Below are 16,969 nucleotides of genomic sequence, written 5' to 3' on the forward strand. Positions count from 1 at the left end.
TATCTTCTTAAAGTGTATACTAAATATTGTACTAAAACAATGAAATTTACTTATTTTTAATAATAACTTTTAACGCTGATCTTTAAAATTTATTTTAATAGCTTCAAATTTTAACAATATGAACGCGGTGAAAAATCTAGTTATTTGGTTGCTAATAATAGCCACTACTGCAATGCTTATTGATTCACAAAGGGACAAACTAAGCGACAGATTTCTCAGTACTTTTTTACCATATAAAGGAAGAATTCAAAATAGCGGTCAGAATAGTGGAAGTATTGAATTTACGAAGTCATATGATGGACACTTTTATATTCAGGCTCAAGTCAATGATCGCAATATAACGTTTTTGCTTGATACTGGAGCAACCGATATTGTTCTATCACAAAAAGACGCATTACATGTTGGTATTAACTTACAAAATGTTCAGGATTTTAAAATATATGAAACTGCGAAAGGTCAAATAAAAGCTGGAGTGGTTCAAATACCTCAAGTTAAAATAGGAAATTTTTTGATTAATGATGTACAGGCAAGCGTTAACACTCATTCTATGTCTCATTCACTACTTGGAATGAGCTTTTTAAGGTATTTTCATTTCACTATAAGAGATAATAAGTTGATATTATACCGCGACTAAACACTTCTACAATCTACTTATCAAAGCTCTGTAGGTTAATATAGGAGCAGAAATAAATATTGCAGAACAAGTGCCAATCAAAATACCAAAAAAAATGATCAAGCTGAAGTCTTTCACTGCATCTGTGCAGATTAATGCCAAAGGAAGAGCAGCAAGAAGGGTTGTGCCCGAGGTTAATATAGTGCGAAATAATGTAGCGTTGATACTTGCATCTACTATCTCACTCATCCGCCCACTTTTACCACTCTTGCAATACTCTCGAATCCGATCGTATATAATTACTGAGTTATTGATTGAATAACCAATGACAGTGAGAAGAGCTGCAACTGATGAAATATTAAACTCAATGCCAGTTAGGCTAATAAAACCAACAGTTAAAATCACGTCATGAATCAGTGCTGTTATTCCACTGAATCCACATTGCCAATTAAATCTAAACCAAACGTAAAAAAATATTCCAACAATTGCGATCAACATGGATAACATTCCTTCAAATATTTGTGTTGAGCTTATTTGTGGGCCAACATAGTCTATTTTACGATAGCTTATTGAGCTCCCCAGCTTTTCTTCTAGTATGCTTTTTATCTTTTTGATTTTATCTTCATCTCCTTCATCTTTAAAACGCATGACTAAATTATCACCCGCTTTTGAACTCTGCACTGTAAAACCATTTTCTTTTAATGCATCGAGAATAGAGTGATTCTCATCTGAAGATTTTATCTCTATCAAAATTCCGCCTGCAAAGTCTATGCCTAAGTTCACTCCACGCAGCACAACAGTGAATATTGAAAAGATGATAAGAATAATGCTAATTAATGCAGTCAAATCCCTATATTTACTAAACTTGATATCGAGGTTGTCTGGAATGAGTCTAAGTGCCATGCTATTTACTTAAACTTGAATTTTATATACTTTTCAAAAAATTCACTAGTTTATTCTGTGATTGTTTGATTATGTCAATTTTTCCATCAGTTAATTCTTGTCTGTCAATTAAGTTCTATCTAGCTTGCATACTACCATTTTGAAGTACATTACAAAAGCGAAATACTGCCAATTTGGCCCATCATTTTATCTCTGCAAGCTTATCCCCCCCTTGCTATGTTAGCAACGCAACCTAAGCTAGGTTCCTTCATAGCAGTGTTAGGTACACTGCCATATCTTTCAAAACTTTCATGCTCTATAGCTTCCTCAACACTTTTTCCTCCTAAAAGACAGTTTTCCCCTAAACTTTTTCCCCTATTTTTTAACTCATTAAGCCTTGCTCTGTTTTCCCCATCAATCTCCACTTTTATTTTATTGCTGCCTTTCTCACTAGGACTTAGATAAATACTTATCTCTCCTACCTCAGTAGTAAAAGACATTTCAATACCACCTTTTGAGACATCCATGTAATTTCTTTTTCCCCCTATTTCTTCTACATTTTCAACTCTTACTATACTTTCTCCAATTTTGAGTATGCCAACTCTTAAATTTAAGTCTTTGGCTTTTTCATTGTTTAGGATTTCTGCAACTTCAACAATACTATCTTGCGAGTACTCTATACAAAAATATCTATTATCCTTGTCTACTCCTAATACATTTTGAGTCTGCTTGCTTTTGTTTACAATACTTTCATATGCTAAACCTTTTAGCTTGCTTTCAATTTCCTTACATTTCTCAGAAAGACCATCATCAAATCCATTACAAGTAACTATCTGCTCAAACTCATTCCCATCGAAAAAATTATGGCGTTTTACTTTCCCACCTTCTAACAATAAATTACTAACAATGCTTTTGATAATGTCCTCTTCGGACACTTCATTTTTTTTGTTACAGTTTTGATCTTCACTTTCTTTGTTACAGTTTTGACCTTTACTTTCTTTGTTACAGTTTTTATCTTTACTTTGATAGGGAAAGTTATCAAATACAAAAGTGTTACTTCTGTTACTTATATGACTACCACTAGTAAGATCTTTTATTTCTTCAAATACTGTATTTGTTACAGTTTTGTTACAACAACTACATTTTAAATTTAACATTACTTCTTTTTCTAAGTATTTAGCTACTATGCACTTAATACTTTCTGGAGTATTTTTTATATCTTTTTGTTCATTTTGTTCTGTTATACCTCTCACCTCCCCACAGCATTTATCAATCAGATCCTGTTTACTTTGAGTTAACGACATTTTTAGTTTCATAAAAAGTGAGTCTTTTAGAAAAGGATTATCATCTTCTAGGTCCCGATCATTTTCTGAATCCAAATCATCTGTTAACTCCATTGAATCAAGATTACCTGAACTATAGTACGAACCCTTTTTTGAGTCCGAACTATCTTCTGAGTTCCCATCACTATCTGACCAATTGTCAACTTTCGGAAATTCTGAGCTTTTCTGTTCACCTTCAAAAGTCTGATTACTACCACCAGCGCCCTTTGTCAAATTTTCTTTATTTTCACAAGAACCACCTAAAGAATAGCCTTGACCCTCTTCTTGATCTGAAGCACTTAATTTACTATAAGTTGCTTGACTATAACCATTGAAGTTATAACCTAAACCATTACTACCATGCTGTAAAGGATCGCTTTCAAAAGTTTGTGGATTATCACTTTCACCTAACAAACCACCATTTGTTGGATTACATACATTTTCTGTATATTTTTGATTATTTTGTGCTTCTATTTTCCTCTTCTTGTACAACGGTTCAAACTGATCAATTTCAATCGATCGTACTCGTTTCCTTGAAGGAAAGTCCTCTGGAATCTGATCCTCATCGTCAGAATTGTGACCTGAATCACAAATTACATGATCATTGCAGGTAGAATTATGCTCTTGACTAATCAAGGAAAGCTGAATTAGATTGCTAAAAACAATATTATCTAGCTGTACTGAATCAGTACTTTCAAAAATTTGTGGATTATTACTCACGTCTGGCAAATCACCTGATAAACCAGTCTGATGATTATTTTCACCTACCCAACCATCAGTTGGTGTTGGAATGCATATTCCTGTATATCTTTGGCTATCAAGAGAATCATTAGTTAATTGTACTGCTGTATAAGTTGTCCGGTCATCCTCATCATCGGAACTAATACCTGAATCATGGCCATCACCTTCTTCAATCTTTTGAGTTTCTATATCGTGTTCATTTATTTCGCTCGACGAATCATAGTTGGAAGGGTTATACTGTTGATTAGGACGTTTAAAAATTTGACGCCAATCGCTGTAAGGCTCCTTAAAATCGAAAGGAGTGCGTATAACTTTTTCCTTGCCTGATACCCCACCATTCATATTGTATAACCATTACTCACTAATCCCTTAGTGAATATCGTAATATATAGGTCTGTCAATAAAAAAATATAACTTTCTTTGGTTCTAACCTTTGCAAATCAGTATCTATAGCTCGGTAATTTCTCATACGTTGCACTCTGGACCTAGGAGCGTTGTTAATAAAATCCACGACAGCTAGACAATCCTTGCTCGTCCACTAAAAGGAAAAGCAGCAAGGAGCGAACCAAAAGCGATAAGAAAGGATCCAAGCCAGATTATAGACATTCCAGGTTTATAGTGCACTTTGGCTGCGATTTTGCTCTTACTCTTATCAATCTCTCCAATTACAACATAAATATCAGAAAGCAAATTGTGGTAGATACTGCTTTCAACATTTTTCTGACCTTCCGCAAGGTAAAATCTATATTCAGGAGTTACTTCACCTAATATCTTATTATTCAGCAAATTCCTGATATCCATTGTACCCCTCACTGCATGGAAATTTTTTTCTTTTATTAGCTCAATATTTCGTAAAGTAACTTTAAATTTATTGACTGTTATGCTATCCCCTATTTTTAAGTAATTTTCTTTTTTCTCCTGCCAACCAACTGAATAAGCTATACCAAGCACTAGAATTGCCACTCCAGCATGAGCAAGCATCATTGCATAGTAGGACTTAGAAACTCTTCTTGCTAATAAAATTGATTCACCAAATGCTACCTTAAATAAACGAATTCTTTTACTGTATGCTTCTAAAACAAAGATTAATAATGCTATGGAGATAGTAATTGATAGCACAATTATTAGCTCCATGTGAAAGATAAACGGCAAAATAGCTGCAGCACTGCAGAATGAAAATCTATATTCACGGAATATTGGCAATAGACTATTTCCCTGCCAACGGCAGTATTGCCCGATCATGGTGAGCACTAGAATAGTAAGTGCAATAGGGCTAAATAAAGAATTGTAATATGGTGCTCCAACTGAAATTAATTCACCGGTTAAATATTCGAGCATTGTAGGGTATAAAGTGCCAACGAACACAATGAAAAAGGCAGTGATAAATAATAGATTGTTCATTAACATCATTGTAAAGCGGGAGAAAACAGGGAAGTTTTGCTTTGGTGTGTAATTAGGTCCCTCTATATTTTTTTCCTGGATCCCAGTGTCAGCTACTTGGATGACAGGTGGTGGTGTAAGAGATCTATTCTTTTTTGCAAAGGCGATAAATACTACAAGGCTACTGACTGTAATTACACCAAGTAGAGCTAATATATACAGTCCATACCTTGGATCATCTGCAAACGTGTGCACTGAGGTAAGTATTCCTGAGCGGACTAGAAATGTTCCAGTCACACTCAATATAAAAGTTGTAAGCGTAAGTAAAATAGCAAAATTCCTTAAAGTATTGAAATTTCGTACAACGAGCAACAAATGTGTCAGCGCTACTGCAATTAGCCACGGCATCAAAGAAACGTTTTCCACTGGATCCCAAAACCAAAATCCACCCCACCCAAGTTCGCGATATGCCCACCAGCTACCCAAGCTGATGCCCAAAGTGAGCAGCGACCAAGAAATAAGTACCCAAGGCCTGACAATTTTAGCCCAAACATTTCCTTCAGTATTTAAAATTAATCCAGCTATAGAGAGCGAAAAAGGAACGCTAAATCCAAGGTACCCCAAATATAATATCGGTGGATGAATAGCAAGGCCTATATCCTGCAATATCGGATTAAAACCCAATCCATCTGTTTCAATGCCTGGCATTTTAGTGAAGGGGCTGGATTCAATTAAAGTGAACAGCAAAAAACAAAAGCAAATCAGCCCATGAGTGATAAGAGATATTTTTTTTAATTTACTACCATTAGTTCGTTCTGGTGTCATTCCAGTGCTTGACACTGGAATCCAGTTTTTATTACACTGCCATTTGATGTACTCATTTGCAATTAAATTGTCTGGATCCCAGTGTCTGGGCACTGGGATGACAGAAGAAGAGACTGGGATGACAGAGGGGGAAACTGGGATGACAGAAGGTATATAAATATCCATTAGTAATAAATACATGACAAGCACTAAGGTCCAAAGCAACATGGACCCTTCTTTGTTTCCCCAAACACCACAAATCTTGTAGATCAAAGGTTTTGTTGTGTGTGAGTGGTAGTATACGTTTTCAAGTGAAAAATCATTTGTAATGTGGCAGTAGATCAAAATAGCCATTGACGCTGATACACAAAAAAATATGGCAGTGGTAATAAACCGACAAGAACTAAGCGGTAAAAACAAATATGTCAAAGACAATAAGCAGGCTAGCAATAGCAATATATTCCCAAGTTCAGGCATAAAAAATTATAGTTTTTATATAAACAATATTACTGATGACAAGTTAGAAGTTAAAGTGTTAATTGATGCTAGCATAATGCTCCCGTAGTTAGCTGTGCTAGTATTAATTAAAAATTAAATATTAAATCTTTATACTTTTATAGATAGCGTTAATATTGAGGTAACATTGTGGGTACAACTAAGATTAGTAAATTTCCATTCAATATAAAAGGTAAAGTGGCAAAACAACATGCCGAACCAATAATCGAAAAAAATCTCTATACTATTTTAGGATTCAAAGATATAGAAGATTTTGAAAATAAGACAAGTAAACTTGTTAATAAAAAAGTTTGGCAATCATTTGTTGACTGCTTTGCAAAAGAAATAGATTATGCAGCAACCGAAGAAGTTGTAAAAAACATCGTTTGTAACATTGCAAAGAGTGATCAAGGTAATGCTTTTACCAAAACTGAACATCTCATATTAAATGAAAAGCAAGATAATAAAAAGAGAGAAAAAGCGATTAGAAAAGCTATTAGTATTTTGAGAAAAATCAATCCAGAAAAAGCCTTTAATGAACTTTCAGTAATAAAAAAACAAGCTGAAGATTTTTTACAAACCGATTTTTGTAAAGCACAGAGTAAATCACTTCAAGGATTTGCTCCCTCTGGTGGACAGCTCTTTGCGGAAACTCTGAAATATATAGAAACACTAGAAAGATTATCCGAAGTAAAAAAAGAAGGGCTAGTTAGAGATTTCTTGTTAAATCATGTTAGTTTATTGAATAAAAAGTATCCTAAATCACAAGGTAAAAGGGAAGATGCTATAACAATACTATCAAGTGATGAGTTGAAGAATTTTTACAATAAAGGTGTAAAAGAAGGAATGTTACAACCAATGGCATCTTACAAAGGATGCAGAAACCTGTATGACAAAATGAACCAGATAAAAAATGAATCCAAAAGTATAATTAAAAGAGAAGAACGGGAAGAAAATTTAAAGAAAATAGATAAGTCGATAATCAGCGCAATTAATGACATAAAAAAACATAGAGAAGCAATCCTTAACTGTAAAGACTTTCAAAATTCTTACATAAAAGAGAAAAAAGAACATCCATTTAGAGGCAACGCATGTCAAAAAATGATTGATATATATCAAGAGAGAATTGTTGGATATCAGGAGAAAATTCGTCAAAACTTAAACCAAATAAAAGCGATATTAAAAAGTGCGCCGCAAGAAATGGATGATGTGGAAGAATTCGAGGAAATAATTGATGATATACATGAAGCAAAGCAGTGTGATGAAATTTTTGATTCAGCTTTAATTTGTTTATCGAACATACAGAATGAGCTAGATATTCAGCTGGAAAATCCTTCAACAGAACTCAGAGTTTCACACATTAACGTTAAAACTGAGCTAACTAGGTTATAAGAACCAAATCTTTAGGGTAATGAAAGCACTTTAATTCAAGACAGCTCTTAGTCTGTGTTTTAATTTGGTTGTGTTTTATTAAAAAAACTTTAAATTTATTTTATAATCGATACTCAAATATAATGACTCAAACTTGGGATTTGTTGCAAACAGGGCAAAAGGAAGGCTATAAAATTGCGTATACTAATGCTCGTATTATCGACCCGGAAACTAAACTTGATATAAAAGGTTCATTATTGACTGAAGGGGATAAAATTGTTGACTTTGGTGAATCATTATTTTCAACAAGTGGAGTTGATAAAACAATAGACTGTAAAGGGCTTGTTCTAATGCCAGGCCTTATTGACATTCACGTACATTTTCGTGAACCAGGCCAGGAACATAAAGAAACTATATATACAGGCAGCAAATCTGCAGCTGCGGGGGGAGTTACAACTGTAGTTTGTCAGCCAAACACTGTTCCAGCAATTGATAGCGTTATTTTGGCTAAATATTTGAAATATAGAGCACTTGAAACTTCACATGTAAACGTTGAATTTTACGCTAAAATCACCACTTCGGAAGAACACCTGACTGAAATGGCACTTTTAAAGGAAGCAGGTGCGGTTGGGTTCACCGATGATGGCATGCCAGTTATGAACCCAATGATTATGAGACAGGCGCTGCTTTATTCAAGTATGCTGAATGTTCCTGTTGCTCAACATGCAGAAGATTTAAATTTATCTGCTGGTGGCGCAATCAACGAAGGTAAAATTTCTGAAGAATTGGGAGTAAAGGGGATCTTGAGTGCGTCAGAATCGGTTATGGTAAATCGTGATATACTGCTAATGAAGGATATGGAAAATGTGCACTACCATATTCTACATGTCTCTTCAAAAGATTCACTTGATGCTATTAAACGTGCAAAAGATTTGGGATTAAATGTTACGTGCGAAGTAACCCCTCATCACTTCACTTTGACTGAAGATATAGTAAAACAACATGGAGCAATTGCAAAAATGAATCCGCCGCTTCGCACTGAAGAAGATCGTTTAGCTATGGTTGAAGGTTTAAAGACAGGTGTGATTGATTGCATTGCAACTGATCACGCTCCGCATGATCGTAGTTCTAAAGATCTACCACTTGAAAATGCTGCATTTGGTATTGTTGGTCTTGAAACAATGCTGCCCCTTTCACTTGAACTCTATCACAGTGGGCAAATGGGTCTACTTGATGTGCTTGCAAAATTGACATATAAGCCTGCAGATATAATACACATACCACGTGGTCGTATACAAAAAAACCTTGCTGCAGACTTAATTTTAGTTGACCTCAATCATGAATGGGAAATTAAAACTGACAACTTTGCTAGTAAATCAAAGAATTCTCCTTTCGATGGTCGCAAAGTAAAAGGACACGTAGTACGTACTGTTGTGTCCGGCAAAACTATATACTCGCAGAAGAGTTAGTTATCATATCTTATCTATTCCAATTTGTTATCACCAGAATGGGCTAAGTGCACCTAAATTTAAATTAAGAAATCTTACACTGTCTCCGAATAAACACATCCTCTTATCTTTCCCTAATCTGTAAAGTTATTTTGTCTATCAATCTGATTCCAAAACAGCAAAATTATTGTATAATGTTACTTTGAAGTTTTATTTTCAATGCACAAGTTTGCAATACTTTTTTCTATACTGCTTGCAATAGTTGCTTACTACCTAAACAATGAAATCATATTTGAAATAGCAAAGCTATTTAGTGATATCTTTATCAGCTTGCTCAAATTAATAAGCTTACCTCTGGTTTTTTTATCCATAGTTTCCACAATTTCCGGGCTCAAAGACTCAATTGAAATCAAAGTCTTAGTTAAGAAAACACTATTTTATACTCTGCTTACAACTATTATAGCTGCGTTTGTTGCATTATCGTTTTATTTGTTAATAGATCCAGCAAGAAAAAATTTCATAAGTAATACAATGGGGAGTATTAACAGCAATAACCACAGTTATTTTTCATATTTAAAATCACTCATTCCTTCTAATTTTGTGCAAGTTTTTCTTGAAAATAATATGATTGGTAGCATATTAATCGCTTTTTTGATGGGTGGAGCTATTGTTTCACTTTCAAAAGAAAAGCAGGATATATTATATCAAGTATTCTCTGCACTTTTTGATACGCTACTTAAAATTGCTCAAGGGTTATTAAAATTTATTCCGCTTGCTGTTTGGTCTTTTATTACTTGTTTTTTGCATGAATTAAAAGGCGGTAGTGAGTTCTACAATCTTTTATGGTATTTTGTTTGCATAATGTCTGCAAATTTTGTGCAGGCATTTCTGATTTTACCGCTATTTATGTGGTATAAAGGCATATCACCAATTCAAACGCTGAAAGGGGTTATGCCAGCACTCACACTTGCGTTTTTTTCTAAATCATCCAGTGCAACATTGCCAACAACTATAGAATGTGTGCAGAACAAGCTAAAGGTGCCAAAGAAATTATCGTCTTTTATTTTACCAATATGCACAACAATTAACATGAATGCATGTGCTGCATTTATACTAATCACTGTAATATTTGTTGCAGAAATGAACGGATACGCATTTTCCTTGAGCGAAATGTTGATATGGATTTTTTTAGCTACAGGGGCTGCAATTGGTAACGCTGGAGTGCCTATGGGATGCTATTTTATGGCAACCAGTTATCTCGTATCGATGAATGTTCCTCTGCATATTATGGGACTGATTTTGCCTATTTACACGATCATTGATATGTTTGAAACTGCAATAAATGTGTGGTCTGATATTTGTATCACTCAGATAATTAATAAAGAATGTAATAGTGAAACTTAAAAAATGATATTAGACGAAAATAACCTAATAATAAAAGAATTTAAAGAAGCAGAGGCAATTTTGCATGGGCATTTTGTTTTATCATCCGGACTGCATAGTGACACATACATACAGTGTGCGAAGATTTTTGAAAATCCAAGCAGAGCCATGAAAGTTTGCGCATTATTAGCAGATAAAATAAAAAAAGAATTAAATAGCTCCATAGATTTAATATTATCTCCTGCAATTGGTGGAATAATCGTGGGTTATGAGATTGGTAGGCAGCTTGGAATAAAGACAATGTTTTGCGAGCGCGTTAATGGCAAGTTTGAATTACGCCGTGGATTTAAGATCAAAAAGGGTGAGAAAATATTACTTATCGAGGATGTAATAACCACAGGCAAATCTTCACTTGAAGCAGTGGAATGTGCAGAAGGGAAAGGAGGTAAAGTTGTTGCTGAAGCTTCTTTGATAAAGAGAAATAGTGAAACAAAACTGCCTTTTCCCGTCATATCTTTGATTGAACTGAACATCAAAAATTACAGCGAGGAAGAACTTCCAAGTGAATTAAAACAACTACCCATAACAAAACCTGGGAGTAGGGAATATTTAACAAAGTAATCCTATAATATCTTGGAAACACAGCATTTATACACAGCTTTAGTTATTTACTCCAAGTGTATTTTATGTATACTTATTACTAAATTAATTTTGAAATGATAGAAAATGAACGAATTTAAATCGATCCGAAATATAGCAATAATCGCACACGTTGACCACGGTAAAACTACTTTACTTGATAACATGTTAAAACAAAGTGGCACATTCCGCGAGAATCAAGAAGTTCAAGAACGAGTGATGGATAGTGGCGACCAAGAACGTGAGCGCGGGATTACAATACTTGCAAAATGCACATCAATAATGTGGGGTGATGAAAAAATCAATATTATTGATACGCCAGGGCACGCAGACTTTGGTGGAGAAGTAGAAAGGGTATTGTGCATGGCAGACGGCGTGTTGCTGCTGGTTGATGCTGCAGAAGGTCCCATGCCACAAACAAAATTTGTGCTCTCAAAAGCACTAAAAGCAAATTTGAAGCCAATTGTGATAATCAATAAGGTCGATCGACCAGACAGCAGAATTGATGAAGTATTAAATGAAATATATGAGTTATTTTTTAACCTTGATGCAACCAACGAGCAGCTAGATTTTCCAGTGTTGTATGCTTCAGGTAGAAATGGCTGGTGTGCTAAGGAGCTTTCTGATGAAAGAAAAGATTTAAGCCCATTATTTTCAACGGTTATAGATTATATAAAACCTTCTGTTTATAATCAAAATGCACCTTTTGCTATGTTGGTCACTCTACTTGAGTCTGATAAGTTTCTTGGCAGAATATTGACAGGAAAGGTTTATCAGGGCATTGCAAAAGTCAATTCAGATCTTAAGGTGCTTGACCTCGATGGCAAAGTAATTGAACGAGGAAGATTAACTAAGTTGCTCTCATTTTCTGGCTTGAAACGCATTCCAGTAGAACAAGCTGTGGCAGGAGACATAATTGCAATTGCAGGGCTTGAGGAAGCTTCAGTTTCAGACACTATAGCAGCACCAGAGGTTACAACTGCAGTAAGCTCAACTCCAGTTGATCCGCCGACAATGGCGATTACTCTGAGTGTTAATGATTCACCTTTTGCTGGGCAAGAAGGTACAAAGCTTACCTCAACTGCTATAAAGGATCGCTTATACGCGGAGGCAGAAACAAATGTTGCAATTACTGTGACTTTAGCACCAAGCGGTGAAGCGTTTGAAGTAGGTGGACGTGGTGAGCTACAGCTTGGGGTGTTAATTGAAAATATGAGGAGAGAAGGTTTTGAGCTTTCGGTATCACGCCCTCGAGTGCTATTTAAGGAAGAAGATGGCAAAAAACTTGAACCTATAGAGGAAGTAGTAATTGATGTAGATGATGAATATAGTGGAATCATCATGGAAAAACTCAGCTTCCGTAAAGGTGAAGTAACTGACATGAGACCTTCTGGTAATGGCAGGACAAGATTAACGTTTTTAGTGCCATCAAGAGGACTAATCGGTTATCAAGGAGAGTTTTTAACTGATTCTCGTGGCACAGGCATAATTAACCGTTTATTTCACAGTTATGCTCCACATAGAGGTCCAATTTCTGGAAGGCGCAATGGAGTTTTAATTTCTACAGATAAGGGTGAGGCTGTGGCATATGCAATTTTCAATTTGCAAGACAGGGGAATTATGTTTATTAAGCCACAGGATAAGGTATATTGTGGCATGGTTGTCGGCCAGCATAGCCGTGACAATGATTTGGAGATAAATGTGTTAAAGGGTAAGCAATTAACAAACGTAAGAGCTTCAGGTAGTGATGAAGCTATAAAGCTCACTCCACCAAAGATAATGACACTGGAGGATATGATAGCGTATATAGATGATGATGAATTGGTGGAAGTAACTCCAAAATCTATACGTTTACGCAAGAAATTCCTTGATCCAAATGAACGTAAGCGTGCAGGAAGGGCAAAGAATAAGGAGTAATCAGAGGTTGAACATTTGCGAAAAATAGTGTATAATTATTCGTCTCCTAATTGTATTTAATTATGGCCTTTTCGAAATTTCTCGATCCAAAAAACAATTTCGCGTTCAAGAGAATATTTGGCACTGAGAAAAATAAAGATATTCTCATTCACTTTCTCAATGATATATTGGGCTTCGCTGGCAAAGATGAAATAGAAGAAATAGAATTTCTCAGCACTATCATGGATGCTGAGATTGCCTCTAAAAAACAAAGTATTGTTGATGTTTTCTGTACTGATTCTGCTGGAACCCAGCTAATTATTGAAATGGTGCGACCTGAAAGTCTTCGGTCATATTGTTTAAAAGGAGAGGAATTCCTTCAAAAAGAAACTAAAAGAGTTCTAAAACTTATTAAACCAGATGTTTTGCCATCTGAGTCTACGCATCAGTGCGAATCGGGTAACCGGTTGGTGCCAAGCGATGCGGACAATGAACCTCCTCTTGAAAAAGAAGATGCTCAATCGTGAAAGGAGCATAAACTACAAGCATCATGTGGTTGGAGAGCTAGGCTTAGTGGTATGGTGAACGTAAGTGAAGCTTCATAAGTATCGTAACGATTAAAGAGCTAAAGATGCTGATAAGCTCCGACCAAAAGGTAATGTGACATTTTTCATTTCTGGATGTACGCAAATCACCGGTATAGAGAAGTCACCTAACCCACTGTTGTATGACAGAAGGAACAGGGTAAGACTGTATTTCCGCCTATATGGCAAGCAAACCGCAAGGAACGCTGATGAAAATGCAGGTAAAGGATAATGGAGAAAGCGAATGCCATTTTGTAACGAAATGTATAGAATTTGTAACATTAATTCGCGTGAAAACGAGCAGATTTCCATTTGGTCCCTCGTGACAAGAAACTTTGTTAACCACTTGAGGTAGAGAAGCAGATGACCTTACCCACAGAAATGATGAAGAAATTAGGAATATTTTTTACAAAAAGGACAATACTAACAAAAGAACTTTATTCTATTTAGAATATAAAGTTACAATAAATTTTCCTGTCATCTCCAAATAAATTACATTAACTTAGTATTGTATATTGTTAATAACTTAAATAATACAACCATTTTCAGCAACAAAAACCAAAGGTCTTGAGATACAAGATATTTGTATGGTTACTATGATAGTTCCTTTTTTAAGAAAGTTTTAAATTTCATACCTAACAATAAACAACTTTAGGTTTAAATTTATGAAATCAGTTGTTATATACATCAGCAAATACGAATTTAACTGGTGTTATGGACTTAAATAAATTTACCGAAAAAGCAAAAAGTCTAATTCAAAGTGCTCAAATGAAAGCGTTGGGAGCTGGGCATCAGATTTTTATGCCTGAGCATTTACTAAAAGTGATGCTTGAAGATGAATCAGGTTTAGTTCAGGATTTGATAAACGCTTGTGGTGGAAGTGTGCAAAGTATTTCTGATGCTGTGGATAGCGCAATAAAAAAGTTGCCAGTAATTGAAGGTCCAGGAAGTGGTGGCCTTCAACTTTCAAGAGAAATAGCAAAAGTTTTTGAAGATTCAATTGGTATTGCAAGAAGAAATAAAGATTCATTTGTTGCTGTTGAGCGTTTACTACAGGGCCTCACTGCACAAAAAGATGATACTGTAGGCAAAATTCTGGCAGAGAATGGTGTGACTCTACAAAAACTGAACTCAGTTATTGCAGAAATGAGAAAGGGCAGCAGTGCGGACTCGCCAAACAGTGAGGAAAAATTAAACGCGGCAAAGAAATATACAAAAGATGTTACAGAGCTTGCTATGCAAGGAAAGCTTGATCCTGTAATTGGTCGTGATGAAGAGATCAGAAGAACTATGCAGGTATCACTGAGGCGGACAAAAAATAATCCAGTGCTGATCGGTGAACCTGGTGTTGGAAAAACTGCAATAGTTGAGGGGCTTGCAAATAGAATTGTTGCAAACGATGTGCCACTTGGTTTGCATGATGCAAAGGTCTTAGCTTTGGATCTTGGAGCACTAATTGCTGGCACTAAGTTTAGAGGAGAGTTTGAGGAAAGGTTAAAAGCAGTGATTAATGAGATTTCGAGAGCGGAGGGAAAAATTATATTATTCATCGATGAATTGCACACTTTAGTTGGAGCAGGAGCAACAAGTGGTGCAATGGATGCCTCGAATCTGCTGAAGCCTGCTCTTGCGCGTGGAGAAATTCGCTGTATAGGAGCCACAACTTTAGATGAATATCGTCAGCATATAGAAAAAGATCCTGCACTTGCAAGGCGTTTTCAGCCTGTGTTTATCTCTCAACCAACTGAAACTGATACCATTTCAATACTCAGGGGTTTGAAGGAAAGATATGAGGTGCATCATGGTATAAGAATTACAGATGGTGCAATAATTGCTGCTGCAACGTTGTCCAATAGATATATAACAGATAGGTTTTTACCTGATAAAGCAATTGATTTGATTGATGAAGCAGCAAGCAGGGTGAGAATTGAAATGGATAGCAAGCCTGAAGTTATTGATGAACTTGAGAGAAAGGTTATACAGCTAAAGATTGAAGCAGAGGCTTTAAAAAAAGAAAGTGATGAAAATTCTAAACAGCGTTTAAAAAAGATAAATGAAGAGATCGAAAATCTAAACAGTAAATTTGCTGACTTGAACAGCAAATGGCAGATGGAAAAGAATAAAATAGCTAGAATACAAGAAACAGCCGAAAAATTAGATAACGCTAGAAAAGAGTTGGAATTAGTTCAGCGTAGTGGGAATTTGGGAAGAGCAGGAGAGCTGATGTATGGTGTGATTCCTCAGCTTGAGAATGAATTAAAAAATCAGGAAAAGGTTACTGATAGTTTCTTAAAGAAAGAAGTGACTGGAGATGATATTGCAAACATTGTTTCAAAGTGGACAGGAATTCCAGTTGATAACATGATGCACAGCGAAAAGGAAAAACTTCTCAACATGGAGAATGAAATAGGAAGAAGAGTAATAGGGCAGAAAGATGCAATAGAAGCGATAAGTAATGCAGTTAGGCGCTCTCGCTCTGGTGTGCAAGATACTAATCGACCTTTTGGTTCATTCTTATTCTTGGGTCCAACCGGAGTTGGAAAAACAGAATTGGCAAAAGCCCTTGCTGAATTTCTGTTTGACGATCAATCAGCGCTTTTGCGTTTTGATATGTCAGAATATATGGAAAAACATTCTGTTTCAAAGTTAATTGGCGCGCCTCCAGGGTATGTTGGCTATGAACAAGGTGGCAGATTAACTGAAGCAGTGAGGAGAAGACCATATCAGGTAATCTTATTTGATGAGATAGAAAAGGCAAATCCTGATATATTTAACCTATTGCTACAGATCTTGGATGAGGGTAGACTCACTGATAGTCATGGCAAATTAATTGATTTTCGCAATACCATACTGATTTTAACTTCTAACCTTGGTGCTGAGATAATGCTTAAAGGAGCAAAAGAAAATAGCCCTCTTGAAAAGCCCTCTGTCATCCAAGTAGCTGACACTGGGATCCAGGAAAAAAAGTGGATTCCAGCGTCACGCGCTGGAATGACATCGGAAGGAGGAGTTGCTAACTCTGTAAAAAGCGAAGTGATGCAAATAGTTAAATCAACATTTCGTCCAGAATTTTTAAACAGACTGGATGAAATTATTATATTTCACAGTTTAACCAGAAATGACATCTATAAAATTATAGATGTTCAATTTTCTTATTTACAAAAAACACTTGCTAAGCGTAAACTGAGTATAAGTTTGTCGCAGGAAGCTAAAGAACTAATAGCACAAACTGGCTATGACCCTGAATATGGAGCAAGGCCCCTAAAAAGGGTGATACAAGAGTGTATTCAAAATAATTTAGCTAAATTAGTTTTATCAGGGGAAGTAGTAGAAAATGATGAACTAATAGTGTACGCTCTTGATAATGAAATCTTAGTTAAAAAGGTTTAAGTTCACTGTGTATTTTTGTTA

General features: G+C 35.5%; 10 protein-coding genes and 1 pseudogene. 8 read left to right on the top strand and 3 right to left on the bottom strand.

Annotated features, from left to right (window positions below):
- Positions 1-118 precede the first annotated feature (118 nt).
- On the top strand, positions 119-634 hold the full coding sequence (locus tag OPR28_RS01935; RefSeq protein WP_006279648.1) for a TIGR02281 family clan AA aspartic protease: 516 nt from the start codon (positions 119-121) through the stop codon (positions 632-634).
- Between the two features lie 6 nt (positions 635-640).
- Here the strand turns inward: OPR28_RS01935 and secF are convergent, their stop codons facing one another.
- From secF to OPR28_RS01950, 3 genes are all read right to left on the bottom strand, one after another.
- A complete protein-coding gene (secF, locus tag OPR28_RS01940) occupies positions 641-1,516 on the bottom strand; it encodes a protein translocase subunit SecF (protein ID WP_253303453.1) in 876 nt (291 codons plus the stop codon).
- Positions 1,517-1,716: 200 nt separating this feature from the next.
- On the bottom strand, positions 1,717-3,900 hold the full coding sequence (locus OPR28_RS01945) for a hypothetical protein (protein WP_264723352.1): 2,184 nt from the start codon (positions 3,898-3,900) through the stop codon (positions 1,717-1,719).
- Positions 3,901-4,074: 174 nt separating this feature from the next.
- Positions 4,075-6,219, bottom strand: a complete 2,145-nt coding sequence (locus tag OPR28_RS01950) for a heme lyase CcmF/NrfE family subunit (protein WP_265023401.1) — start codon at positions 6,217-6,219, stop codon at positions 4,075-4,077.
- Between the two features lie 168 nt (positions 6,220-6,387).
- Here OPR28_RS01950 and OPR28_RS01955 point away from each other — a divergent pair, with 168 nt between their 5' ends.
- The 7 genes and pseudogenes from OPR28_RS01955 to OPR28_RS01985 all read left to right on the top strand — a co-directional run bounded on the left by OPR28_RS01955 (position 6,388) and on the right by OPR28_RS01985 (position 16,948).
- On the top strand, positions 6,388-7,629 hold the full coding sequence (locus OPR28_RS01955) for a hypothetical protein (protein WP_265023402.1): 1,242 nt from the start codon (positions 6,388-6,390) through the stop codon (positions 7,627-7,629).
- Positions 7,630-7,751: 122 nt separating this feature from the next.
- Positions 7,752-9,077: a dihydroorotase gene (locus OPR28_RS01960; protein ID WP_265023403.1), complete on the top strand. Its 1,326-nt coding sequence runs from the start codon at positions 7,752-7,754 to the stop codon at positions 9,075-9,077.
- A gap of 198 nt (positions 9,078-9,275) precedes the next feature.
- Complete coding sequence (locus OPR28_RS01965; protein ID WP_265023404.1) at positions 9,276-10,460, top strand: dicarboxylate/amino acid:cation symporter; 1,185 nt, start codon at positions 9,276-9,278, stop codon at positions 10,458-10,460.
- A gap of 3 nt (positions 10,461-10,463) precedes the next feature.
- Complete coding sequence (gene pyrE / locus OPR28_RS01970) at positions 10,464-11,060, top strand: orotate phosphoribosyltransferase (protein ID WP_265023405.1); 597 nt, start codon at positions 10,464-10,466, stop codon at positions 11,058-11,060.
- A gap of 105 nt (positions 11,061-11,165) precedes the next feature.
- Positions 11,166-12,995: a translational GTPase TypA gene (gene typA, locus OPR28_RS01975; protein WP_065094924.1), complete on the top strand. Its 1,830-nt coding sequence runs from the start codon at positions 11,166-11,168 to the stop codon at positions 12,993-12,995.
- A gap of 62 nt (positions 12,996-13,057) precedes the next feature.
- Positions 13,058-13,303, top strand: a pseudogene (locus OPR28_RS06880) (PD-(D/E)XK nuclease family transposase); the annotation flags it as partial.
- Positions 13,304-14,272: 969 nt separating this feature from the next.
- Positions 14,273-16,948 carry an ATP-dependent Clp protease ATP-binding subunit gene (locus tag OPR28_RS01985; protein WP_082246123.1) on the top strand — a complete coding sequence of 892 codons (2,676 nt, stop codon included), beginning with the start codon at positions 14,273-14,275 and terminating at the stop codon, positions 16,946-16,948.
- The last annotated feature ends 21 nt before the right edge of the window (positions 16,949-16,969 follow it).

The organism is Wolbachia endosymbiont (group A) of Epistrophe grossularia, assembly GCF_947251435.1.
GTDB classification, from domain to species: Bacteria; Pseudomonadota; Alphaproteobacteria; order Rickettsiales; family Anaplasmataceae; genus Wolbachia; species Wolbachia pipientis.